This window comes from Sphingobacterium pedocola (assembly GCF_015209965.1).
GTDB classification, from domain to species: domain Bacteria; phylum Bacteroidota; class Bacteroidia; order Sphingobacteriales; family Sphingobacteriaceae; genus Sphingobacterium; species Sphingobacterium pedocola.
The window spans coordinates 447,181-464,794 of the sequence record NZ_MU158690.1; the positions used below are offsets into that span (position 1 = coordinate 447,181).

At 43.0% G+C, this 17,614-nt stretch carries 12 protein-coding genes; 2 read left to right on the forward strand and 10 right to left on the reverse strand.

Annotated elements, in window-relative coordinates; genetic code table 11:
- Positions 1–39 precede the first annotated feature (39 nt).
- Positions 40–1,281 carry a 3-deoxy-D-manno-octulosonic acid transferase gene (locus C4F40_RS12010; RefSeq protein ID WP_196939642.1) on the forward strand — a complete coding sequence of 414 codons (1,242 nt, stop codon included), beginning with the start codon at positions 40–42 and terminating at the stop codon, positions 1,279–1,281.
- A gap of 101 nt (positions 1,282–1,382) precedes the next feature.
- Here C4F40_RS12010 and C4F40_RS12015 read toward each other — a convergent pair whose 3' ends face one another.
- The 9 genes from C4F40_RS12015 to C4F40_RS12055 all read right to left on the reverse strand — a co-directional run bounded on the left by C4F40_RS12015 (position 1,383) and on the right by C4F40_RS12055 (position 14,981).
- Positions 1,383–3,116, reverse strand: a complete 1,734-nt coding sequence (locus tag C4F40_RS12015; RefSeq protein ID WP_196939643.1) for a GMC oxidoreductase — start codon at positions 3,114–3,116, stop codon at positions 1,383–1,385.
- 49 nt (positions 3,117–3,165) lie between these two features.
- Entirely contained in the window at positions 3,166–3,693 is a 528-nt protein-coding gene (locus C4F40_RS12020; RefSeq protein ID WP_196939644.1) for a gluconate 2-dehydrogenase subunit 3 family protein, read from the reverse strand.
- A gap of 56 nt (positions 3,694–3,749) precedes the next feature.
- Complete coding sequence (locus tag C4F40_RS12025; protein WP_196939645.1) at positions 3,750–5,396, reverse strand: FAD-dependent oxidoreductase; 1,647 nt, start codon at positions 5,394–5,396, stop codon at positions 3,750–3,752.
- Positions 5,397–5,401: 5 nt separating this feature from the next.
- Positions 5,402–6,022 carry an SGNH/GDSL hydrolase family protein gene (locus C4F40_RS12030; RefSeq protein WP_196939646.1) on the reverse strand — a complete coding sequence of 207 codons (621 nt, stop codon included), beginning with the start codon at positions 6,020–6,022 and terminating at the stop codon, positions 5,402–5,404.
- A gap of 118 nt (positions 6,023–6,140) precedes the next feature.
- Entirely contained in the window at positions 6,141–7,886 is a 1,746-nt protein-coding gene (locus tag C4F40_RS12035) for a RagB/SusD family nutrient uptake outer membrane protein (RefSeq protein WP_196939647.1), read from the reverse strand.
- A gap of 13 nt (positions 7,887–7,899) precedes the next feature.
- A complete protein-coding gene (locus tag C4F40_RS12040) occupies positions 7,900–11,331 on the reverse strand; it encodes a TonB-dependent receptor (RefSeq protein ID WP_196939648.1) in 3,432 nt (1,143 codons plus the stop codon).
- Positions 11,332–11,489: 158 nt separating this feature from the next.
- Complete coding sequence (locus C4F40_RS12045; RefSeq protein ID WP_196939649.1) at positions 11,490–12,674, reverse strand: FecR family protein; 1,185 nt, start codon at positions 12,672–12,674, stop codon at positions 11,490–11,492.
- A 100-nt stretch (positions 12,675–12,774) separates the two neighbouring features.
- Entirely contained in the window at positions 12,775–13,377 is a 603-nt protein-coding gene (locus tag C4F40_RS12050) for an RNA polymerase sigma factor (protein ID WP_196939650.1), read from the reverse strand.
- Positions 13,378–13,493: 116 nt separating this feature from the next.
- Positions 13,494–14,981: a sulfatase family protein gene (locus C4F40_RS12055; protein ID WP_196939651.1), complete on the reverse strand. Its 1,488-nt coding sequence runs from the start codon at positions 14,979–14,981 to the stop codon at positions 13,494–13,496.
- A gap of 361 nt (positions 14,982–15,342) precedes the next feature.
- On the opposite strand from C4F40_RS12055, the gene C4F40_RS12060 reads away from it, so the two are divergent.
- Complete coding sequence (locus tag C4F40_RS12060; RefSeq protein ID WP_196939652.1) at positions 15,343–16,476, forward strand: glycoside hydrolase family 130 protein; 1,134 nt, start codon at positions 15,343–15,345, stop codon at positions 16,474–16,476.
- Between the two features lie 61 nt (positions 16,477–16,537).
- On the opposite strand, the gene C4F40_RS12065 is transcribed toward C4F40_RS12060, so the two are convergent.
- The gene (locus tag C4F40_RS12065) at positions 16,538–17,545 is read right to left on the reverse strand and encodes a glycoside hydrolase family 43 protein (protein ID WP_196939653.1); all 1,008 of its coding nucleotides are present in this window, start codon (positions 17,543–17,545) and stop codon (positions 16,538–16,540) included.
- Positions 17,546–17,614: the final 69 nt, after the last annotated feature.

Below are 17,614 nucleotides of genomic sequence, written 5' to 3' on the forward strand. Positions count from 1 at the left end.
TTTAATATCTTTGACGAATATAAGTATTATTTCATTAATATGCGGATACTGTACGATCTGGGAATTGTTTTTTACGGTATGATACTACGGTTGATAGCTCCTTTTCATGCCAAGGCACAACGTTGGGTAGACGGTCGAAAAGGGCTGTTAAAACACATAAAACACACGGTTGAAAAAGGTCAGGAACATATCTGGTTTCATTTTGCTTCCTTAGGAGAGTTCGAGCAAGGAAGGGCACTTTTGGAACAGATCAGAAAGAAATATCCTCATGAAAAAATTGTAATAACTTTTTTCTCGCCCTCAGGCTATGAGATTCGCAAAAACACCGCGCTAGCGGATTATGTGTTTTATTTACCTGAAGATTCTGCGTGGAATGCACGCAACTTTATAGAAGCCATCAACCCTAAATTTGCCGTTTTTACCAAATACGAATATTGGTATCATTATTTTAATGAACTCCATAAACGCAAGATTCGTTTGCTTATGATTTCGGCCATTTTTCGAGAGGAGCAACTGTTCTTTAAACCATATGGCGGATTTTACCGTTCTATTCTCGAAAAAGTTTCCTTTTTCTTTACCCAAAATACGGATAGTGTCCATATGTTAAAATGGATTGGAATTACGCATGCAGGTTTGGCGGGAGATACCCGATTTGATCGGGTCGTGGAGTTGCCCAAAAAACATCAGGAAATTCCGTCTATAAAACATTTTGTCGGTAAACAGCAGGTGCTGGTTGCTGGCAGTACATGGCCAGCAGATGAAACCTTATTAAAGCAGTTAGCTTCACAATATCCCTTGTGGAAGTTTATTCTTGCCCCGCATGAGGTAGATCAGAATCATATCACAGCTTTGTGTAATCTCTTTCCGCAAGCCATGAAATTCTCCGCATTGTCGACGTACAGTCCTGCACAAATTGAAGCGAATCAGATCCTGATTATTGATAATATTGGCATGTTATCGTCTCTTTATTGCTATGGTGATGTAGCCTACATAGGAGGCGGTTTTGGAGCGGGTATCCACAATACACTGGAAGCCGCAACTTACGGTATTCCCGTTATCTTTGGACCGAAATATGGGAAGTTTCAGGAAGCAGTTGATCTCGTTACATTGATGGCGGCATTCTCGGTTACAAATTACAATGAATTGCAGGGCATTTTTCTGTCGTTTCAAGAGCAGGAGCGTCGACAGTTATATGGAGAGGCGGCCGGCGCATACGTGAAACAGCGTGCTGGAGCGACCCAAATCATTATGAAATATCTGGAAACGGAAAGGCTATTGTAGTGAATGAAGAAGGTATTGGCTACTGCAACCAATACCTTCTTAACACTCGATTAGCACAGCTTAAATCGTACACTGTAAACTAAATTTTTGGGACAACCTATTTATTGTTTACCATCTAATAAAGTCCCCTTTTTTAATGACTTAACAGCGTGGTCCACTGCTCTCGCGGTGAGTGCCATATAGGTCAATGTCGGGTTTTGCGTCGCTGTTGATGTCATACATGCGCCATCTGTTACATAAACATTCTTACAGAGGTGAAGTTGATTCCATTTATTCAATAACGAAGTCTTCGCGTCGTTGCCCATCCTAGCCCCACCCATCTCGTGAATATCGTTTCCGGGTCGACGGGAATCATTTGATGTCCTAATATTCTTAAATCCGGCAGCCTCATACATCACAGTCATCTGTTCGTAATAATCTTTGCGCCTTTGCCAATCGTCTTCGGCGTAATCCACAGAAATATGTAAGAGCGGCACGCCCCATTTATCGGTTTTACTTGCGTCTAACCACACTTGATTACTTTCCTTGGGGATAGTTTCCGCCATCATATGAGAATGTATGCGCCAGTTACTCCATTTTGAATCATCAAGTAATGCATTCTTGAGCGCATCACCCACACCGTTGGTATCCCGAACCTGTGAACGATTGGCACTGAAAGCTGCTGCCCAACCGCGCAAGAAAGCTGTTTCCTGACGATCCACATTACGGAAGTTCGGGATATACCCCCCACCGGCTGGATTTCGACCATCTGTTCGATATTCGAGAAGACCATCATATTCCGCACTGATACGTGCGGTGTAGTTGTGAAAAGCAATATATTTTCCTAGCAGTCCGTTGTCATTTCCTAGTCCTTCTGGAAAACGGTCCGACTTAGAGTTGAGTAGAATAAGATTGGTATTTAAAGCCGCAGCATTAACAAAAATTACCTCAGCGAAGAAATCTATTTCCTCCAGTGATTCTGTGTCAATTACTTTTACACCTTTCGCTTTGCCCGATTCTTGGTCGTACAGTATCGAATGCACTACCGAATGGGGACGTAAGGTGAGATTACCCGTTTTTTGTGCCCAAGGAAGAGTAGAGGCATTGCTGCTGAAGTAACCTCCAAAAGGACAACCACGCTGGCACAGTACGCGGTGCTGACATTTTACACGTCCCTGCTGAAGATGGATAGGCTGTGGATCGGAGAGGTGTGCGCACCTCGCACTGATGACGTGCCTGTTTTTAAAGTGCTGATTGACGGATTGACGGAAATAATCTTCCGCCGCATTCAACGGGTAACCCGGTAAAAAATCACCATCCGGGAGTGTAGATAGGCCATCCTTATTGCCCGCAATACCAACGAAACGTTCTACGTAACTGTACCATGGATCGATATCATGATACCGGATAGGCCAATCGACCGCAAAGCCGTCACGTGCAGGTCCTTCAAAATCATATTCGCTCCAGCGCTGCGTTTGTCGTGCCCATATCAATGATTTTCCACCAACCTGATATCCGCGAACCCAATCGAAATCTTTCTCCTGAATATAAGGATGTTCCTCATCTTTCGCGAAAAAATGTTGCGTGTCCTCTCTGTACGCGTAACATCTGTTGGCAATCGGATTCGTTTGCTTATCGGCATAGGTTATTTCATTACGATGTTCCAATTCATATGGATAGAGGTTGGTCGTTGGGTAGTCTTTGACATGTACCACATCGCGTCCCCGTTCGAGGACGAGTGTTTTTAACCCTTTTTCGGTGAATTCCTTTGCCGCCCAACCTCCACTTGCTCCGGATCCGATTACAATAGCATCGAAAACGCGCGTCTTTACACCATCTATATTTAAGTTTGCCATTCTTTTATGTGTTCTCTCTTATTTTGTTTCTGTTCTCTTCTACGGGCCGTCAGGCCATTTTTACATAGCCATTATATCGACCGGGAACTAACTCGTATTTTTTTAAGTCAGTCATCACATACTTCGAATTCACAAACCCCTGTATGGTGCGGCGTTTCGTAATGGCATAAAACCGTTTTATCTGTTCATCTTTTACGTCCTTCATCTCTTCTAAAAAGGCAAGGCGCTTATCTGGTTCCAGTTTGATAAAATCGTTTCCCATTTTCTCGCGCGCATAGGTAGAAAATGAAGCCAATCCAGCCATAAAAGCTGCTTGATCTTCTGGATTATGACAATCATCCACCATTTTCAAAACAAAGAGGTGTAGTAGTAATTCCCGTCCTCCAGAGGTATTAGAAGAGGGTATAATCGTCTCAACTAGCTCGGCTAGCAAATTTTCATGTTCTTCCTCTATCACCAAATGGGTCAGTTCAATAGTTGGCTTGCCCGATTTTCGATAGCAGGCTGGAAGCAAAAGTGTACCGCCTGCGATAAACAATAACCTGCGAATGGCGATTCTTCTGTTGATCAAATCCATATATAATCCTTTCTGTTTGAAATTACGATTTAATTCTAATATCCTCCATATTTTGCTTATGGTTTGGATAAGATCTGTTTATTTTCCAGCAGCATCTTTTGAAGAGCGCTATAGGGTATATCTTGCACGCCGATACCTTGGTCAATAGCCAAAGATGCGGCTAAAGCTGCACTTTCTCCCAGTATCATGAATACCGGTTCCATACGAATGCTCCCAAAAGCGATATGTGAACTGGAGACACATACCGGAACAAGAAGATTTGTACATTCTTCTTTCTCGGGTACGAGTGAACCATAGGATATTTTATAAGGCCCCTTCTTGGGCTTCACACCGATATCTCCTTCATTCTGAACATACCCGTCAGCCTTTACGTATCGCTGCACATTGTGCGAATCCAGCGAATAAGACCCCATGCCTACAGGGTCAGAAATCTCACTTTCGCTGAATGTATCGTGTTCGGTCATTATGTGCTGGCCTACCATGCGACGTGCCTCCCTAATGTATAACTGATGGGGCCAATGTCCATTGTCTGTAAATTCGTCTTTCGCTAAGCCCCATTGTGCCATTTCCCTGCGCACATCAGCCGGTACTTTTTCGTCGTTAGCCATGAAATACAGCAATCCTTTTTGATAATCTTCATGTTCTTTGATTAGTTCTTTACGACGTTCGTAACTCGCTTCAGGATAATCGTAATTCATACCAATAAAATCCGTGCTAAAGGGGCCATGGTTGTTGGTGTCCGTTTTACGATTGGGGATTGGGTCGAATTTACGAAAGGTCTCACGCCAGCCCGATGCGAAAACGCGCGCCAGTAGCTCATAGTTTTCCGGATTATAATTACCTGGTTTCGGAAAGGGAACGCGGTTATCGGGGTGGTTACTTAAACACATCCGGAAGCAATAGGCCTGCAACCGATCATCACCCTCCCCGTAGACACCTGGATCCTCAGCGGACACCCCGTATAAAAGTCCACTCGTGCTATCACCCGCTATTATGTATGGACTAATGTCGCTCTTAAACCAGTGGTCGTGGTGTAATACTCCAGTTTGTATGCCATTCCATTTCTCTCCGTATACACTATTCGCCTCGCGTCCCACGTGGTAGCTCACATCTGCAGCCGCCATTAAATCTCCCTCGTACGTGGCATCGATAAACATCTTTCCCTTAAACGTTTTTCCACTTAAGGTCGTAATGGAAACAATACGGTCGCCCTTTTTCGTCACGCCACTCTCCCGGTCTAACCATTCATCTCGCCAAACTTCCAGCTCGTATTCTTTTACATAATCCTCAAAGACCTGTTCGGCTACATGGGGTTCGAAAATCCACATCGTACGCTCGTTACCATCTATTGCTGCTGTACCTTGGCCTTTGTTGCCGTATTCCGACTGACCTTGCCAGCGCCAAGCTGCGCTATCCTGATAGTGCATATACACACGATGATAGAAATCGCGTGCTAGCCCCCCGATGACCGATTTATCACCTGTATCCGTAAACCCAAGCCCCCCTGATGACAATCCGCCCAAGTGTTTGTCGGGCGATATGACGATGACCGATTTCCCCGATTTTTTTGCCTGTACTGCAGAAATAATACCCGCTGATGTGCCGCCATAGACAATCAGGTCTGCTTGATATTCATTTGAATGCAATTGGTTGCAAGAAACAAGTAGTCTTATGATAACCATAGCCAATAGTGTTTTCCTCATGTTTTCTATTTATCTGTTACATTTAAGTTTAAAAATTCTATTATCTCCGGTGCGATGACCTCTTCTCCACCCTTCTTATTGGGATGTAAGCCATCCGGAACGTACTGCCTGAAAACCTCTTCCCCCTGATCTAAGATATTCTGCCAATTGGTGTAATGGTCGATAAGCATTACCTTTTTTTGCCGTGCTACTTCCCGATACATCGCATAATACGCTGATAGATCTGGTCTAAAAGTAGCAGATTTTCCGATAGGCATATTCATAACCTGTAAAAAGATGTCGCAGGAATCGCTATAAAGCCGTACGCGGTCAATCATATATTCCAGATTCAATTTAGCAAGCGCAACCGATGTCCCGTATTCTTTAAACGCGTCGTTTATACCGAACTCTATAAACACTGCATCCGGCTTTTTGGCAATGACACTATCTTCGAAGTTTTTGACGCCCCAGACAGACCACATCCCGCCCTTACCGGCGAGCGTATAGTGGATCAGATTATCTCCATACTCCTCCGCAATACGTGCTTCGACGACATCCATCCATGCCCTTCCATTTCCACCGCTGGACAAACTGGTTCCATATACTACGATATGTTGCGGTTTACCGCTTTTCAATTGTTCCATCATGCGAGATTGACATAAAGCAGAGAGAGATAACAATATACTGCAAAGTGTCACCATTAATTTCATCTCTATTTTCGTTTAATAAGTTTTCGCGTAACCATTCTATTATGCGTTTTCAATATTACATATTATCCCACCCGTTGGATTGTTGTGGATAAGGATCGCCAGCAATAACAGACTCGATTTGTTTCAACGGAATTGGGCGCAATACGTGGAAATCCTGTATATTATCCTTAGGCAGGGTGTGATTTGTCCATTTTGTCGTAAAGAACCCATGCTTCCGTACGCGCTCAACCAATTTTTGTGTGCGAACAAGGTCGAACCAGCGCAACTGTTCTCCACAAAGCTCACGTGTTCTTTCATCAAGAATATAATCGATGGTTATATCTCCGGGAGCAATCATCAGGTCGTCAATATATTCTTCCTTCGAGGCAGCTCTTTTACGAAGTTCGTTGATGTAATAAGCAGCTCCGTTGTTTGTCGAATTATTACCCAGTTTAAAAGCAGCTTCGGCAGCGATAAGGTATGTTTCAGCCAAACGATATACGATGATTGAACGCTGAGAGTCGAACGAAAGACTTGCACGATTGGGATCCAAAAACTTCTTCATGGTTGGGAATGAAGGGTCAGTGTAGTTTTCGGGCGTGAGTATATAGTAATTTGTCGCCCCTATGTCTTCTCTGGTCATGTTTTTGCCGGGAAGATAACCTGCAAGGTTACCTTTTGCTCCACTTCTAACGGCAGAATACTTGGTGTTGCCGACATAAAATTCCTGCGTTCTATTCTGAAAATCCACTGGAGCATTCCACGCGCTTTGAAACGTAGCGTAATAGCGCGAATCTTTGTCTACATCGCCAAAGGCTTCATTATAAAGCCAGGTTGTTCCATGGTATCGCGCATAAACACGTCCATCTTCTATCTGTTGAACATTACCGCTACCATTAAAATTAAAATAACCGGCAACAAAGACATGTGAAAGATGATTCATATTGGCGTCCGCTTCCGGTACACCATAAATCGGATCGTTTGTCATCTGTACACTATACAATATTTCCTGATTATTTTCATTACCGGGTTTATGGATATCTGCATATTTTGGCATAAGCTTGACGCCTATTTGCTCGCCATCCTCAATTAGTGCTGTTGCTACATCATATGCCTGCTGGAAATCGGTAGATTGGGCGGCACTGCTCCATCCACGGGTGAGATACACTTTTGCCAGTAGATGACGGGCTAAAGCTTGTGTAACACGGCCTGTATTGGTATCTTTCGCTCCTGCGGGCAGGTTACCCGGCGTTGTACAATACAAAAGGTCTTCGATAATAAAATCGTATACATCGGCCATAGGGTCTCGCTTAGCCTCTTTTATAATCCCATCATTATAGGTACGGTTCAATGTTACATCGCCAAAGAATTGCACCAAACGAAAATAAAGCAAAGCCCGGAAGAATTTGGTCTCCGCCAGCATAGTTGTTTTTTTGGCTTCTGTAATGCCCGTCATGTCTTGCCCAAAGTGCACAAGACCATTGCAGGTATTGATCAATGTATACGAGGATCTCCAGTAGGCATAAATATAGTCCGAACTGGGTTTGTAATTTGCCGTATAATTGCCAAAATTATAAATGTCACCCGAAGAACGGCTGTAGAACTCATCGGTTCCGGTGACCGTCAACATATGAATAGCATTGATGGGACCATAGAAAGCGCGCATTCCTCCATAAACACCATTTAATCCAAGCTCAAATCCCTGTGGTGTATTAAACGACTCGGGTGTAATTTTTGAGTGATTTTCCTCTTCCAGAAAATCCGTGCACGCCGTGACGAATAGTAACGGTAGACCTATTAATAAAAATATTAGATTTTTCATTTTCATCTCGTAATTAAAAAGTTATATTAATACCAAATAACATTTGCCACGATGGAGGAACCACTGTACCCATCACACGGTTGGTCTCCGGATCGAGACCTTTATATTTGTTCACATATTCTGAGAAGAAGGTCAACGGGTTTGTAGCGGTTGCATATATGCGGGCCCTGCTTAATCCTATTGATCTAAGAGGTTGATCGGGTAAAGTATAACCCAATGTCACTGTCCGTATCTTGAGGTAAGACGCATCGAATAGTGTAAGCGTTCCTTTATAAGGTATGCTCTGCACCCTGTTGTTTGGAGCTGGCCAACGCGCACCTGTATTTTCCGGGGTCCAATAGTCCACATCCAGATTGTTTGTATAACCACCTAACAGCGAGTTTTGTCCGCCGCCATAGAGTTCAGACCTAAGTAAACCACCCTGGCGGAAATTCATCACTACTGTAAAGTCAAAGTTCTTATAGGCCAGGGTATTTGTCCATCCACCTTCGAAGTTGGCCTGATGGCTTCCCAATACTTTGCGGTCATTGTCGTTGATTATGTCATCAGGCACACCATCGGGTCCACTGATGTCGGACACTTTAATAGTCCCTATCACGGATTCGTCGCCCGAGGTTTTAAGTCCGAAGCTTTCGGCCAGCGCCCTGTCTTCAGGAGTATCTTGCCAGATACCCAATCCTACGTATTCGTAAAAAGATCCTAGTGGATGACCGACAAAGAGGTTGTCAGAAATCAATTGGTCTACTCCTTCAGTAAGCTGCACAACCTTATTCCGGTTAAAGTAGATATTGAGATCCGTACTCCACTGGAATTTATTCTTGCCGTCGCCATTGAAAATATCCATACGGACATTCGTCTCAAACCCTACATTTTCTGTTTTACCTACATTGTAAGGGATAGCTGTACTGACACCACTTGTTGCAGGAGGAGTGAAATTCATCATCAAATTGTTGGAGTATTGTTTGTAGGCTTCAATAGAACCGGTAACCCGATTTTTCAGAAAGCCAAAATCTATACCCGCATTGTAACTGGCCGTACGTTCCCACTTCAGCTCCCTATTGGAGGCCGCTGTCGGATAATATCCCAGTACACCCTGCGAACCGAAGATATACCTGTTGCTACTCATATTGCCCATGGTGTCATAAGGATCCACGTTGGTGTTGCCGACTTCACCATAACTTAGACGCAGTTTCAACTGCGACAATATATGAGCGGTTCTCTCCATAAACTGTTCATGGCCTATGTTCCACGCAAGGGCAGCAGAAGGAAAATAGTGCCACTTATTACCTTGGGCCAGACGGGAAGAGCCATCGGCACGAAGTGTCGTCGTCAGGTAATAACGTTGGTCATAATCATAATTAAGACGTCCCATGTAAGAAAGCATGCTCCACTTGCTATATTCTCCACCTCCTTTATGGTTTTCAGCCGTACCTGGATTGTAGTATCCTACTTGATTGGTCGGTACGTTTTCATAGTTCAGGTCGAAATCCTGTGCTTCCCTTTCTCCGGCACTAAACAACGCCGTAACATTAAAATTATGCTTCTCTACTTTTTTATCATACGTCAAAAGGTTTTCAATAGTATAGTCTATAAGCGAAGCGGATTCGTTATAGCCATAATTCGATGACTGGCGACGCTGGCTTGTCCCTTGCTGATAGTAACGTTGCAATGTGGTCTGCGATAACTGTACACCCGCATTGAGCCTGTATTTAAAGCCATGTGTGAAATCTACATCTAAATATCCTGTCGTAAATGTTGACAACCGTTTGCGGTCATCCTGAATCGCTCCTGGACGAAGATCCATGAGGGGATTACTCATCAGGTCATTTGGATGTACTTTTTCCCGTATCGATCCATCGTCCAAATAGGGCGATAGGAGCGGACTGAGTGAAAGCGCATCGCCCATCGGATTCAGACTTTCTCCTCTACTTATATAGTAGGTGTTCAATGTGTTAAACCCTAATTTGAGGTACTTGTTTATGGTGTGATCCATAGATAATTTCAGGGTTGCACGCTCCATCGACTGTAAATCGTATATACCTGTCGATTTAAAATATCCCAACGATGTAGCATATTGGGTATTTTTCGATCCGCCTGCTATACCGATCTGATGATTGTTGATGACTGGATCCTTGTCATACAACTCTTTTTGCCAGTCAGTATATACACCTCTGTCATAACCTTCGATTTCTCCATCAAGTCCTCCCTCGAATACACGTTGTAATATTCTGGGATCGTCGATACCTGTGTAACTGTCCGAATTTTTGTAACGGTTGTACATGGACCATTTCCGTAGTTGCATATACTCATCTGAATTCATAGCATCATAAAACCCTAACGGCTTGCTAACTCCTACGTATCCATTATAAGTCACTGCAGCCTTTGCCGCTTCTACTCCACGCTTGGTCGTCATCAGTATAACGCCATTGGCTCCGCGCGAACCATAGATTGCTGTTGACGAAGCATCTTTAAGAACAGTAACTGAAGTGATATCATCTGGTGAAATATTGTTCAGCATACCTAAATCGTAAGGAATACCGTCCACAACCAAAAGGGGGTCATTGCCTGCAGCGATCGATCGCGTACCGCGGATACGGATCTCAGGGGTATGTGCCGGATGTGTTGAACCTCCACTTCGCTGTATGTTCACCCCTGATCCTGCACCTTGCAGGGCCATTGCAATATTTGCGGCAGGCGTATTACGGATTGTTTGTTCATCGATTACGTTGACGGCACCTGTTAAATCAGATTTCTTCACCGTGCCGTACCCCACAACGACCACTTCGTCCAAATCACTGATTTCTTGCTCCAAGGTTATATCTATAACAGATCTACCTCGCACGGCTTCCTCTTTACGTACGAAACCTACAGACTGAAAAATGAGTGTTCCGTCTGATTTAACAGCTATGCTGTAGCTTCCATTATCCGATGTAGCTACGGCGGAAGTTGTTCCTTCCGCCGATACAGAAATCCCCGCCAATACAGTTCCATTTGCATCGCGGACGGTACCTGTTACCACATTTTCTTGAATATGCATATTGGATTCCCTTTCCTCCGATTGTTGGTGGATATGTTTGCGTCTTTCAGTCTCCTTTTCTTTCAGTACGATCGTTTTATCCATAATAACGTACGTAAGGGGCAGTCCTTTAAGACATTCGTCCATCACGGTTTCGAGGGTAGCATTTTTAAGATTAATATTAACTTTCCGGGTATCATTCAATCGTTTTGCTGAATAAAAAACCGTCCGGTCGGTCTGCTTCTTAATTTCGCGAAAGACTTCCTTCATGGAAATGCCATTTTGCTGAAGCGTAACGTGGTGTTGTGCCACACTACGCGCTCCAACCTGCATAACGAAGAAGATAATAATTGTTAGCGTGAGCTGAATGCGCATAAGCACCTGAGTTTTTAACACCCGCTGAAGCGGGAAAGTAATTTTTTCGTACATTTACAGTAATGTTTGGTTCAATTGAATAACTAGATTTATACGTTGTCCTGAACATTTTCTGCCTTGCAGATATTGCCGAAAGTGTTGGTCGCACTTTCGGCTTCTTGTTCACTTTATTGTTGTCAAATTATAACATACACTATGCTTAAATTTTTATATTAGTTTTTGATTTTATTGCGGATGATCACGGTTCTATTTTTAACTTCGAATGTTAAACCGCCCGCCTCCTGCATAATATCCAGGACCGTCCGTAGGTTACCGTACCTCGAAATACTTCCGGAAAAAACCTCATTGGAAGGCAGATATTTGCTGTTATCAATTTCGAAGTCGTACCAACGGGCTATCCTCTCCAACACCTCTTCTGCAGTCTCATCCCGAAATACAAATTCGCCGTTCTTCCAATCGACATAATCGTGTACATCCACCTTACTTTTTTCAAGTCCATTCTTTCCATTTTTTCCCTGCTCCCCTGGAAGAAGTGTCAATTCTTCACCAGATCGAGGTGTTTCGACACGAACTTTACCATCCACCAAGGTGGTCTTCGTTTCCTCTTCATCGTGATAAGCCGAAATATTAAACTCCGTACCTAAAACGGTGATCGTTTGGTTGGCGCTAACGACTTTAAATGGTTTAAAATGTGCAGCCGTGTTATCTGTTTGTACACGTTTTACATCGAAATAAGCCTCTCCCTCCAATTCCACGATGCGCTCTCCTTTAGCGAAATGGGTAGGATATTTTAGCGTTGATTCGGCGTTTAACCACACCGTTGTTCCGTCGGTTAGCGTAACTTTATATGTTCCGCCACGTGGTGTACTTAGCGTCAACCATTGCGGAGAAGGTGATTCCAATGCTAAAACAGTGGATGTTCCATCATTATACGTGATCTCTTTTTCATCGACGATAATGCCACTACGACTTTCGTCCAAGGTAAGTATCCTGCCGTCGGCAAGTATTATCTTTGCTTTATTTCCTCCCGGCATAATATCTATTTCAGACACAACGGTATCATCAGCTTTCGGGGAGAATGTAAACCATGAAATCCCGATCATCCCTGATATAAATACGGCCGCAACATAAGGAAGCCAGCGATTTAAATCTGATTTCTTTTTCGATGCGATATGTTTTCTCAACTTTAATTTTACCTTATCGGTCAGGTCCTCTGTTTCCCCAGAAAGATTGTGCGCGATCGTGTTCGAGAATTCTTTCCGCAAAAGATGATCAAATGCCTCAGGTATACCATAGTCTTTGAAATAATCCAGCATGGCCTTCAACTCCTCCTCAGAAATAGAAAGGTCTATATATTTTCTACATAATACTTCGATATCGTACTGGCTCTTACCCATTATAATTTTTGGCTAACTGTATTATTACACCTCAAATGCAAAAAGCAAGCAACGGAAATAGGATGTATTTTACAATGTGCTGGTAGTCAGTGGGAAAAAATTAAAAAATGATAAAAATAAAAGTGAGATATAAAATACTGGTAAGTTCAGTTTGATTTTTCAGTTCCCCTTTTAAGAAAATGTTAGCATTTCTGATGTGGCTATTAACGGTCGTTATGGAAATTTTAAGTCGTTCACTTACCTCTTTGTAACTTAGTCCTTCAAGCTTACAAAGTTCATAAACTTTTTTCTGTTGAGGTGGTAAGCGATCTAACAATGTTTGAAGCAATTGTTGCGTTTCCTTATGTTCTATCCATTCTTCCACGATATTATTATCCGTTGACCTAAAGTAGGTAAGAAATTCCGCTCGCAAACGACTGTCATTCGCCAATTTACGAAACACATTTTTCGATTTATTTATGGCACTCCGGTACAAGTAGGCTGGAACGGACTTTGAGGCATCCATCTCATGACGCTTCTCCCATAACATCATAAACACCTCTTGCAACACCTCCTCAGCTAATTCATAGGAACGCAACAGCCGAACGAGATGCGGCGCGAGTTCATTTTTATAGCGATCATAAATCTCCAAAAAAGCTTTTTCGTCATCATCATTCAATAAGATAACCAATGCTTCATCCGTATGATTTCTTAGGTTTTTCATATCCCATTCTTACTAACAAGAAGTTGTTATTTACGACTTTTGATTTATAATATAGCGATCTCTAATTGCGCGCTGTGAATATACGAAATTATGCTGTCTTTTGGTAACTTTTAACTTTACCGCACATCCTTAATATGACGAGGGCCTTTTTCATTTGTTTTTAAAGCACCCTTAGCCAGCCCGGCCCTTTCCCCCTTTTTCCATTCTCTAGGAAGCCGGTTTCCATGCACATCATCTCGATCAGGTGTTGGGTTCTGTGGCACAGAATCTCCTGTTTCGGCAACCCATTGATCCATTACTTTTCGCAAATAAACGAGGGAATTCTGGTGTTTTTTATCGGAAACGAGATTGTTAAACTGATATGGATCAGCAGGTAAATAGTACAACTCTTCCTGTTCCCGAGGTTTCTGAAAGACATCTTCTTGTTCTGGGGAAGTCAAGTCCTTATCGTAGGCATCCCACAATTCGCTTCCTGCAGGAAACTGTCGTGTAGATTCACCGACCAAATTCTGGCGCTCGGGAAATTCATTTCTGATGTATACCCAGTCCTTGTGCCTAACCATTCGTTCATGGGCTTGAAAGACGTGCCAATTGTGTTCTGCAAACGCAAAATCACGGTGTTCCGGTCTTCCGCCGTCGACTAAAATGGAATGAAAGCTCACGCCCTGTATATTATCATGGACGTCATTACCTGCTAATGTTAGAACCGTAGATGCAATATCTACTGCGCTTATTAAAGCGTTAGTTTTACCTTTATGTACATTAGGGCCATAAATAATAAATGGCGTCTTTATACCACTGTCATATAATCTTCCTTTGCTTCTAGGGAACGGTCTGCCGTTATCACTCATAAAGATGATATAGGTATTCTCCAAGATGTTCTGCTTCTTTAATTCCTTGACAATTTCCCCTAGGTAATAGTCGGCGCGCGACACTTCGTGGTAATATGCGGCAAGATCCTGACGTGTCTTTGGTCCATCGTATAACATCGGTGGCACGATGATATCATCGGGACTGTATATGGGGCCCTTATCGTTAATCTGCCAGTCTCGATGCGCATCGTGTGAGGCAAACCAAAAGAAAAAAGGCTGATTTTTCGGTCTGTTTTTTATAATCTGGTTCCAATCTCCTTCGCCACCTGGCCCCTTGCCCGGTGAGATCGTATCAAACGCATGCTTCGTTTGTGGCCCCATATGGTTTTTGCCGGATAACACCGTATAATAGCCGGCTTCCTTCAGGAGCTGCGGAAACATGACCTGTCCGCTAGGAAGTGGATCGTGTAGTTCGGGCGCCCCGGTATTGTGGGGGTATCGCCCTGTAATAATACTGGAGCGACTTGGGCTACAGCTACTGGTCGTCAGATACGCGTTTTCGAACTTAAGTCCTAACTTAGCCAAACTGTCGATATTTGGTGTTTTAACATTAGGATCTCCGTAACAACCTAAATCGTTCCATCCGATGTCGTCGGTGATGAAAAATATAAAATTTGGCTTTGTTGTTGTTTCTTTATTTGCTGTATGTTGTGCAGCTGCTTGGATTGGTTGCTGTAAGGCCAGCCCTATAGTAAGGGAACCTAAAATTTTAGAAATAGCCTTTATCTTCATGCGTATGTTGTTAGTTTGTATCGGCACGTTGGTTTTAATTTTACGAATTTACAATGAAATCCTTTTACATGAAGTAGCTTATTCTTTTTCGAATTAGTATCGGGTATCGTTTATAAAAATTAGCTTTACACAATTTAATACTCAAATTTCCCAAATGTCTTCCGGAAAAAAATATCTCTCTGTATCAATAAAATGTGAAATCGTCTCAATATGTTTTTTGATAGCATAGACGATTGCTGCTTAGTTAGATTTGCTGCTGAGACAAAAAATCAATTTATTGATACAATTAACGGGTTTTCTTAGGTAAATATTAGTAATATTTGTATGGTCGAGTGACCATAATCGAACAAAAAGACCTCTTATGAATTATATCAATTTACGACTACAGCTTCTTATAGCTTTTCTTTGTTTTATTGCGTTTGCAAACGCCCAATACCAGCTTCCTGATTGGACATTGGGTCCTTTCATACGTCCAGAAGGGGCCAATCCAGTGATATCGCCTAACCCGGAAAGCACTTTTTTCGATCCGATGAGCAAGCAAAATATAGCTTGGGAAGCGAGCGATGTGTTCAATCCAGGAGCGGTGGTGAAAAATAACCGGATTTACGTGCTCTATCGAGGAGAAGATAAATCTGGTATGGGTATTGGTAAACGCACATCGAGATTGGGCATCGCCGAAAGTAAAGATGGAATCAACATGAAAAGAAGCAGCAAGCCGATCTTTTATCCCGACGAAGACACACAAAAGGAAAATGAATGGCCGGGTGGATGCGAAGATCCACGCATCGCTGTTACCGATGGTGGCCTATATGTGATGACGTACACGCAATGGAACAGAAAAGTAGCACGCCTAGCTGTTGCCACATCGAAAGACTTAAAGAATTGGACAAAGCACGGCCCCGCATTTCAACAAGCACACAATGGAAAGTTTAAGGATATGTTCTGTAAATCAGGTTCCATCGTTACCAAAATCAACAACGGAGAGCAGGTGATCACCAAGGTAAACGGGAAATATATGATGTACTGGGGTGAGCGCTTTATGAATATTGCTACGTCTGATGATTTGATTAACTGGAAACCTACCTTGAATGAAAAGGGTGATCTGGATCTGATTGTAAAACCAAGACAGGGGTATTTTGATAGTGATATGACGGAATGTGGCCCTCCGGCCATTATCACAGATAAAGGCATTCTTGTCTTATACAACGGCAAAAACAAAGGGGGAGATGGAAGGGATACGAATTACACCGCCAGAACCTATGCAGCGGGACAAGTACTGTTTGATTTAGAAAATCCATCCAAAGTTATTGGTCGTTTGGATAAGCCATTTTTTGTACCGACAGAGGCCTTCGAAAAAAGCGGACAGTACCCGGACGGTACGGTATTTATCCAAGGACTTGTTTATTTTAAAGACAAATGGTTCTTGTTTTACGGTTGCGCAGACAGTCGGGTGGGTGTAGCGATTTATGATCCCAAAAGCTTCGATGCACGCTAATAAGCGAAATTAATTGGGCAGGCACGATAGCTTGCCCAATTAATTTTGCAGGGAGAGTTTCTTATTTTACCAACACCGGCTTGGTTGCTTCTCCGCTGATACGAATGACACCATCTTCAGAAATTGTCATGTCGTTGATGTAGGAAGTCCTTGGACCTATACTATTCATATTCGCATGTGCGTGATAAATGTAGTTATAACTTCCATCAGCAGTGATAAAAGGAGCGCCATGACCTGTGCCGACTAATCCGGAAGCAGCAGGTTTATCCCGGCGTAGAATCGGATTGCCATTGTATTTTTTCCATGGACCCTTAGGTGAATTTGATGTGGCATAACCCACAGCATAATCTTGGCTCTCAAAATGGTTAGCAGAATACATGAGGTAATACATGTTACCATGCTTGATCACGGAGGGACCTTCAGTAATCGTTCCTTGCTTCCGTTCCCACGGTTCTTCGGCGGTGATACATTTTGTCAATGTTTCAGCCTTAATAGTTCTTAAATCATCATTCATCTCAGCCACCCAAATGACGTTTCCACCGGTGAACCGTACATAGTATAGGTAGGGTGTACCATCCTCATCAATATACAAATGGGTGTCAATTGCTTTTTCACTCACAATAGGTGTTTTCTCCTGCTGTATAAAAGGACCTTCAGGTCTGTTGGACGACGCTACGCAGATATGCTCGTCAACAGAATAGAACATATAAAATCGATTTCTAGATGCCACATAGTAGACTTCGGGAGCCCAATACCATCTCGTTCCCCACGAGTTTTCGGGCGACAAGGCCAAATGCGCACTACGCTTCCAATGTTTCAGATCTTCCGAGATATATACTTCGAAACCATTTACTCGCGTACCATAAGCATAATATTTATCACCGTGATACAACACGTAAGGGTCGGCAATAGGTAATTTATCTCCAATAATCTCGTAGGATAGGGGAGCGTCCTCCTTGGCGCTCCCGTCGTCTTGTTTAGTTGCTATGTTATTGGTTGTTTTGCACGACCAGAACAGCGTGACAGCCAAAATGAAATGTTTGCTTACCATAAGGTTGAATTTCTTCATTTGTAATATAAAACATATAAGGGCACGTGGTCTGAGCTAACTACACCTGACAGTATCAAAACATCCTCT

Coding starts and splice junctions, on each gene's coding strand:
- C4F40_RS12010 (WP_196939642.1), top strand. CDS start 40: ATGCGGATACTGTACGATCTGGGAATTGTTTTTTACGGTATGATACTA.
- C4F40_RS12015 (WP_196939643.1), bottom strand. CDS start 3,116: ATGGCAAACTTAAATATAGATGGTGTAAAGACGCGCGTTTTCGATGCT.
- C4F40_RS12020 (WP_196939644.1), bottom strand. CDS start 3,693: ATGGATTTGATCAACAGAAGAATCGCCATTCGCAGGTTATTGTTTATC.
- C4F40_RS12025 (WP_196939645.1), bottom strand. CDS start 5,396: ATGAGGAAAACACTATTGGCTATGGTTATCATAAGACTACTTGTTTCT.
- C4F40_RS12030 (WP_196939646.1), bottom strand. CDS start 6,022: ATGATGGAACAATTGAAAAGCGGTAAACCGCAACATATCGTAGTATAT.
- C4F40_RS12035 (WP_196939647.1), bottom strand. CDS start 7,886: ATGAAAAATCTAATATTTTTATTAATAGGTCTACCGTTACTATTCGTC.
- C4F40_RS12040 (WP_196939648.1), bottom strand. CDS start 11,331: ATGTACGAAAAAATTACTTTCCCGCTTCAGCGGGTGTTAAAAACTCAG.
- C4F40_RS12045 (WP_196939649.1), bottom strand. CDS start 12,674: ATGGGTAAGAGCCAGTACGATATCGAAGTATTATGTAGAAAATATATA.
- C4F40_RS12050 (WP_196939650.1), bottom strand. CDS start 13,377: ATGAAAAACCTAAGAAATCATACGGATGAAGCATTGGTTATCTTATTG.
- C4F40_RS12055 (WP_196939651.1), bottom strand. CDS start 14,981: ATGAAGATAAAGGCTATTTCTAAAATTTTAGGTTCCCTTACTATAGGG.
- C4F40_RS12060 (WP_196939652.1), top strand. CDS start 15,343: ATGAATTATATCAATTTACGACTACAGCTTCTTATAGCTTTTCTTTGT.
- C4F40_RS12065 (WP_196939653.1), bottom strand. CDS start 17,545: ATGAAGAAATTCAACCTTATGGTAAGCAAACATTTCATTTTGGCTGTC.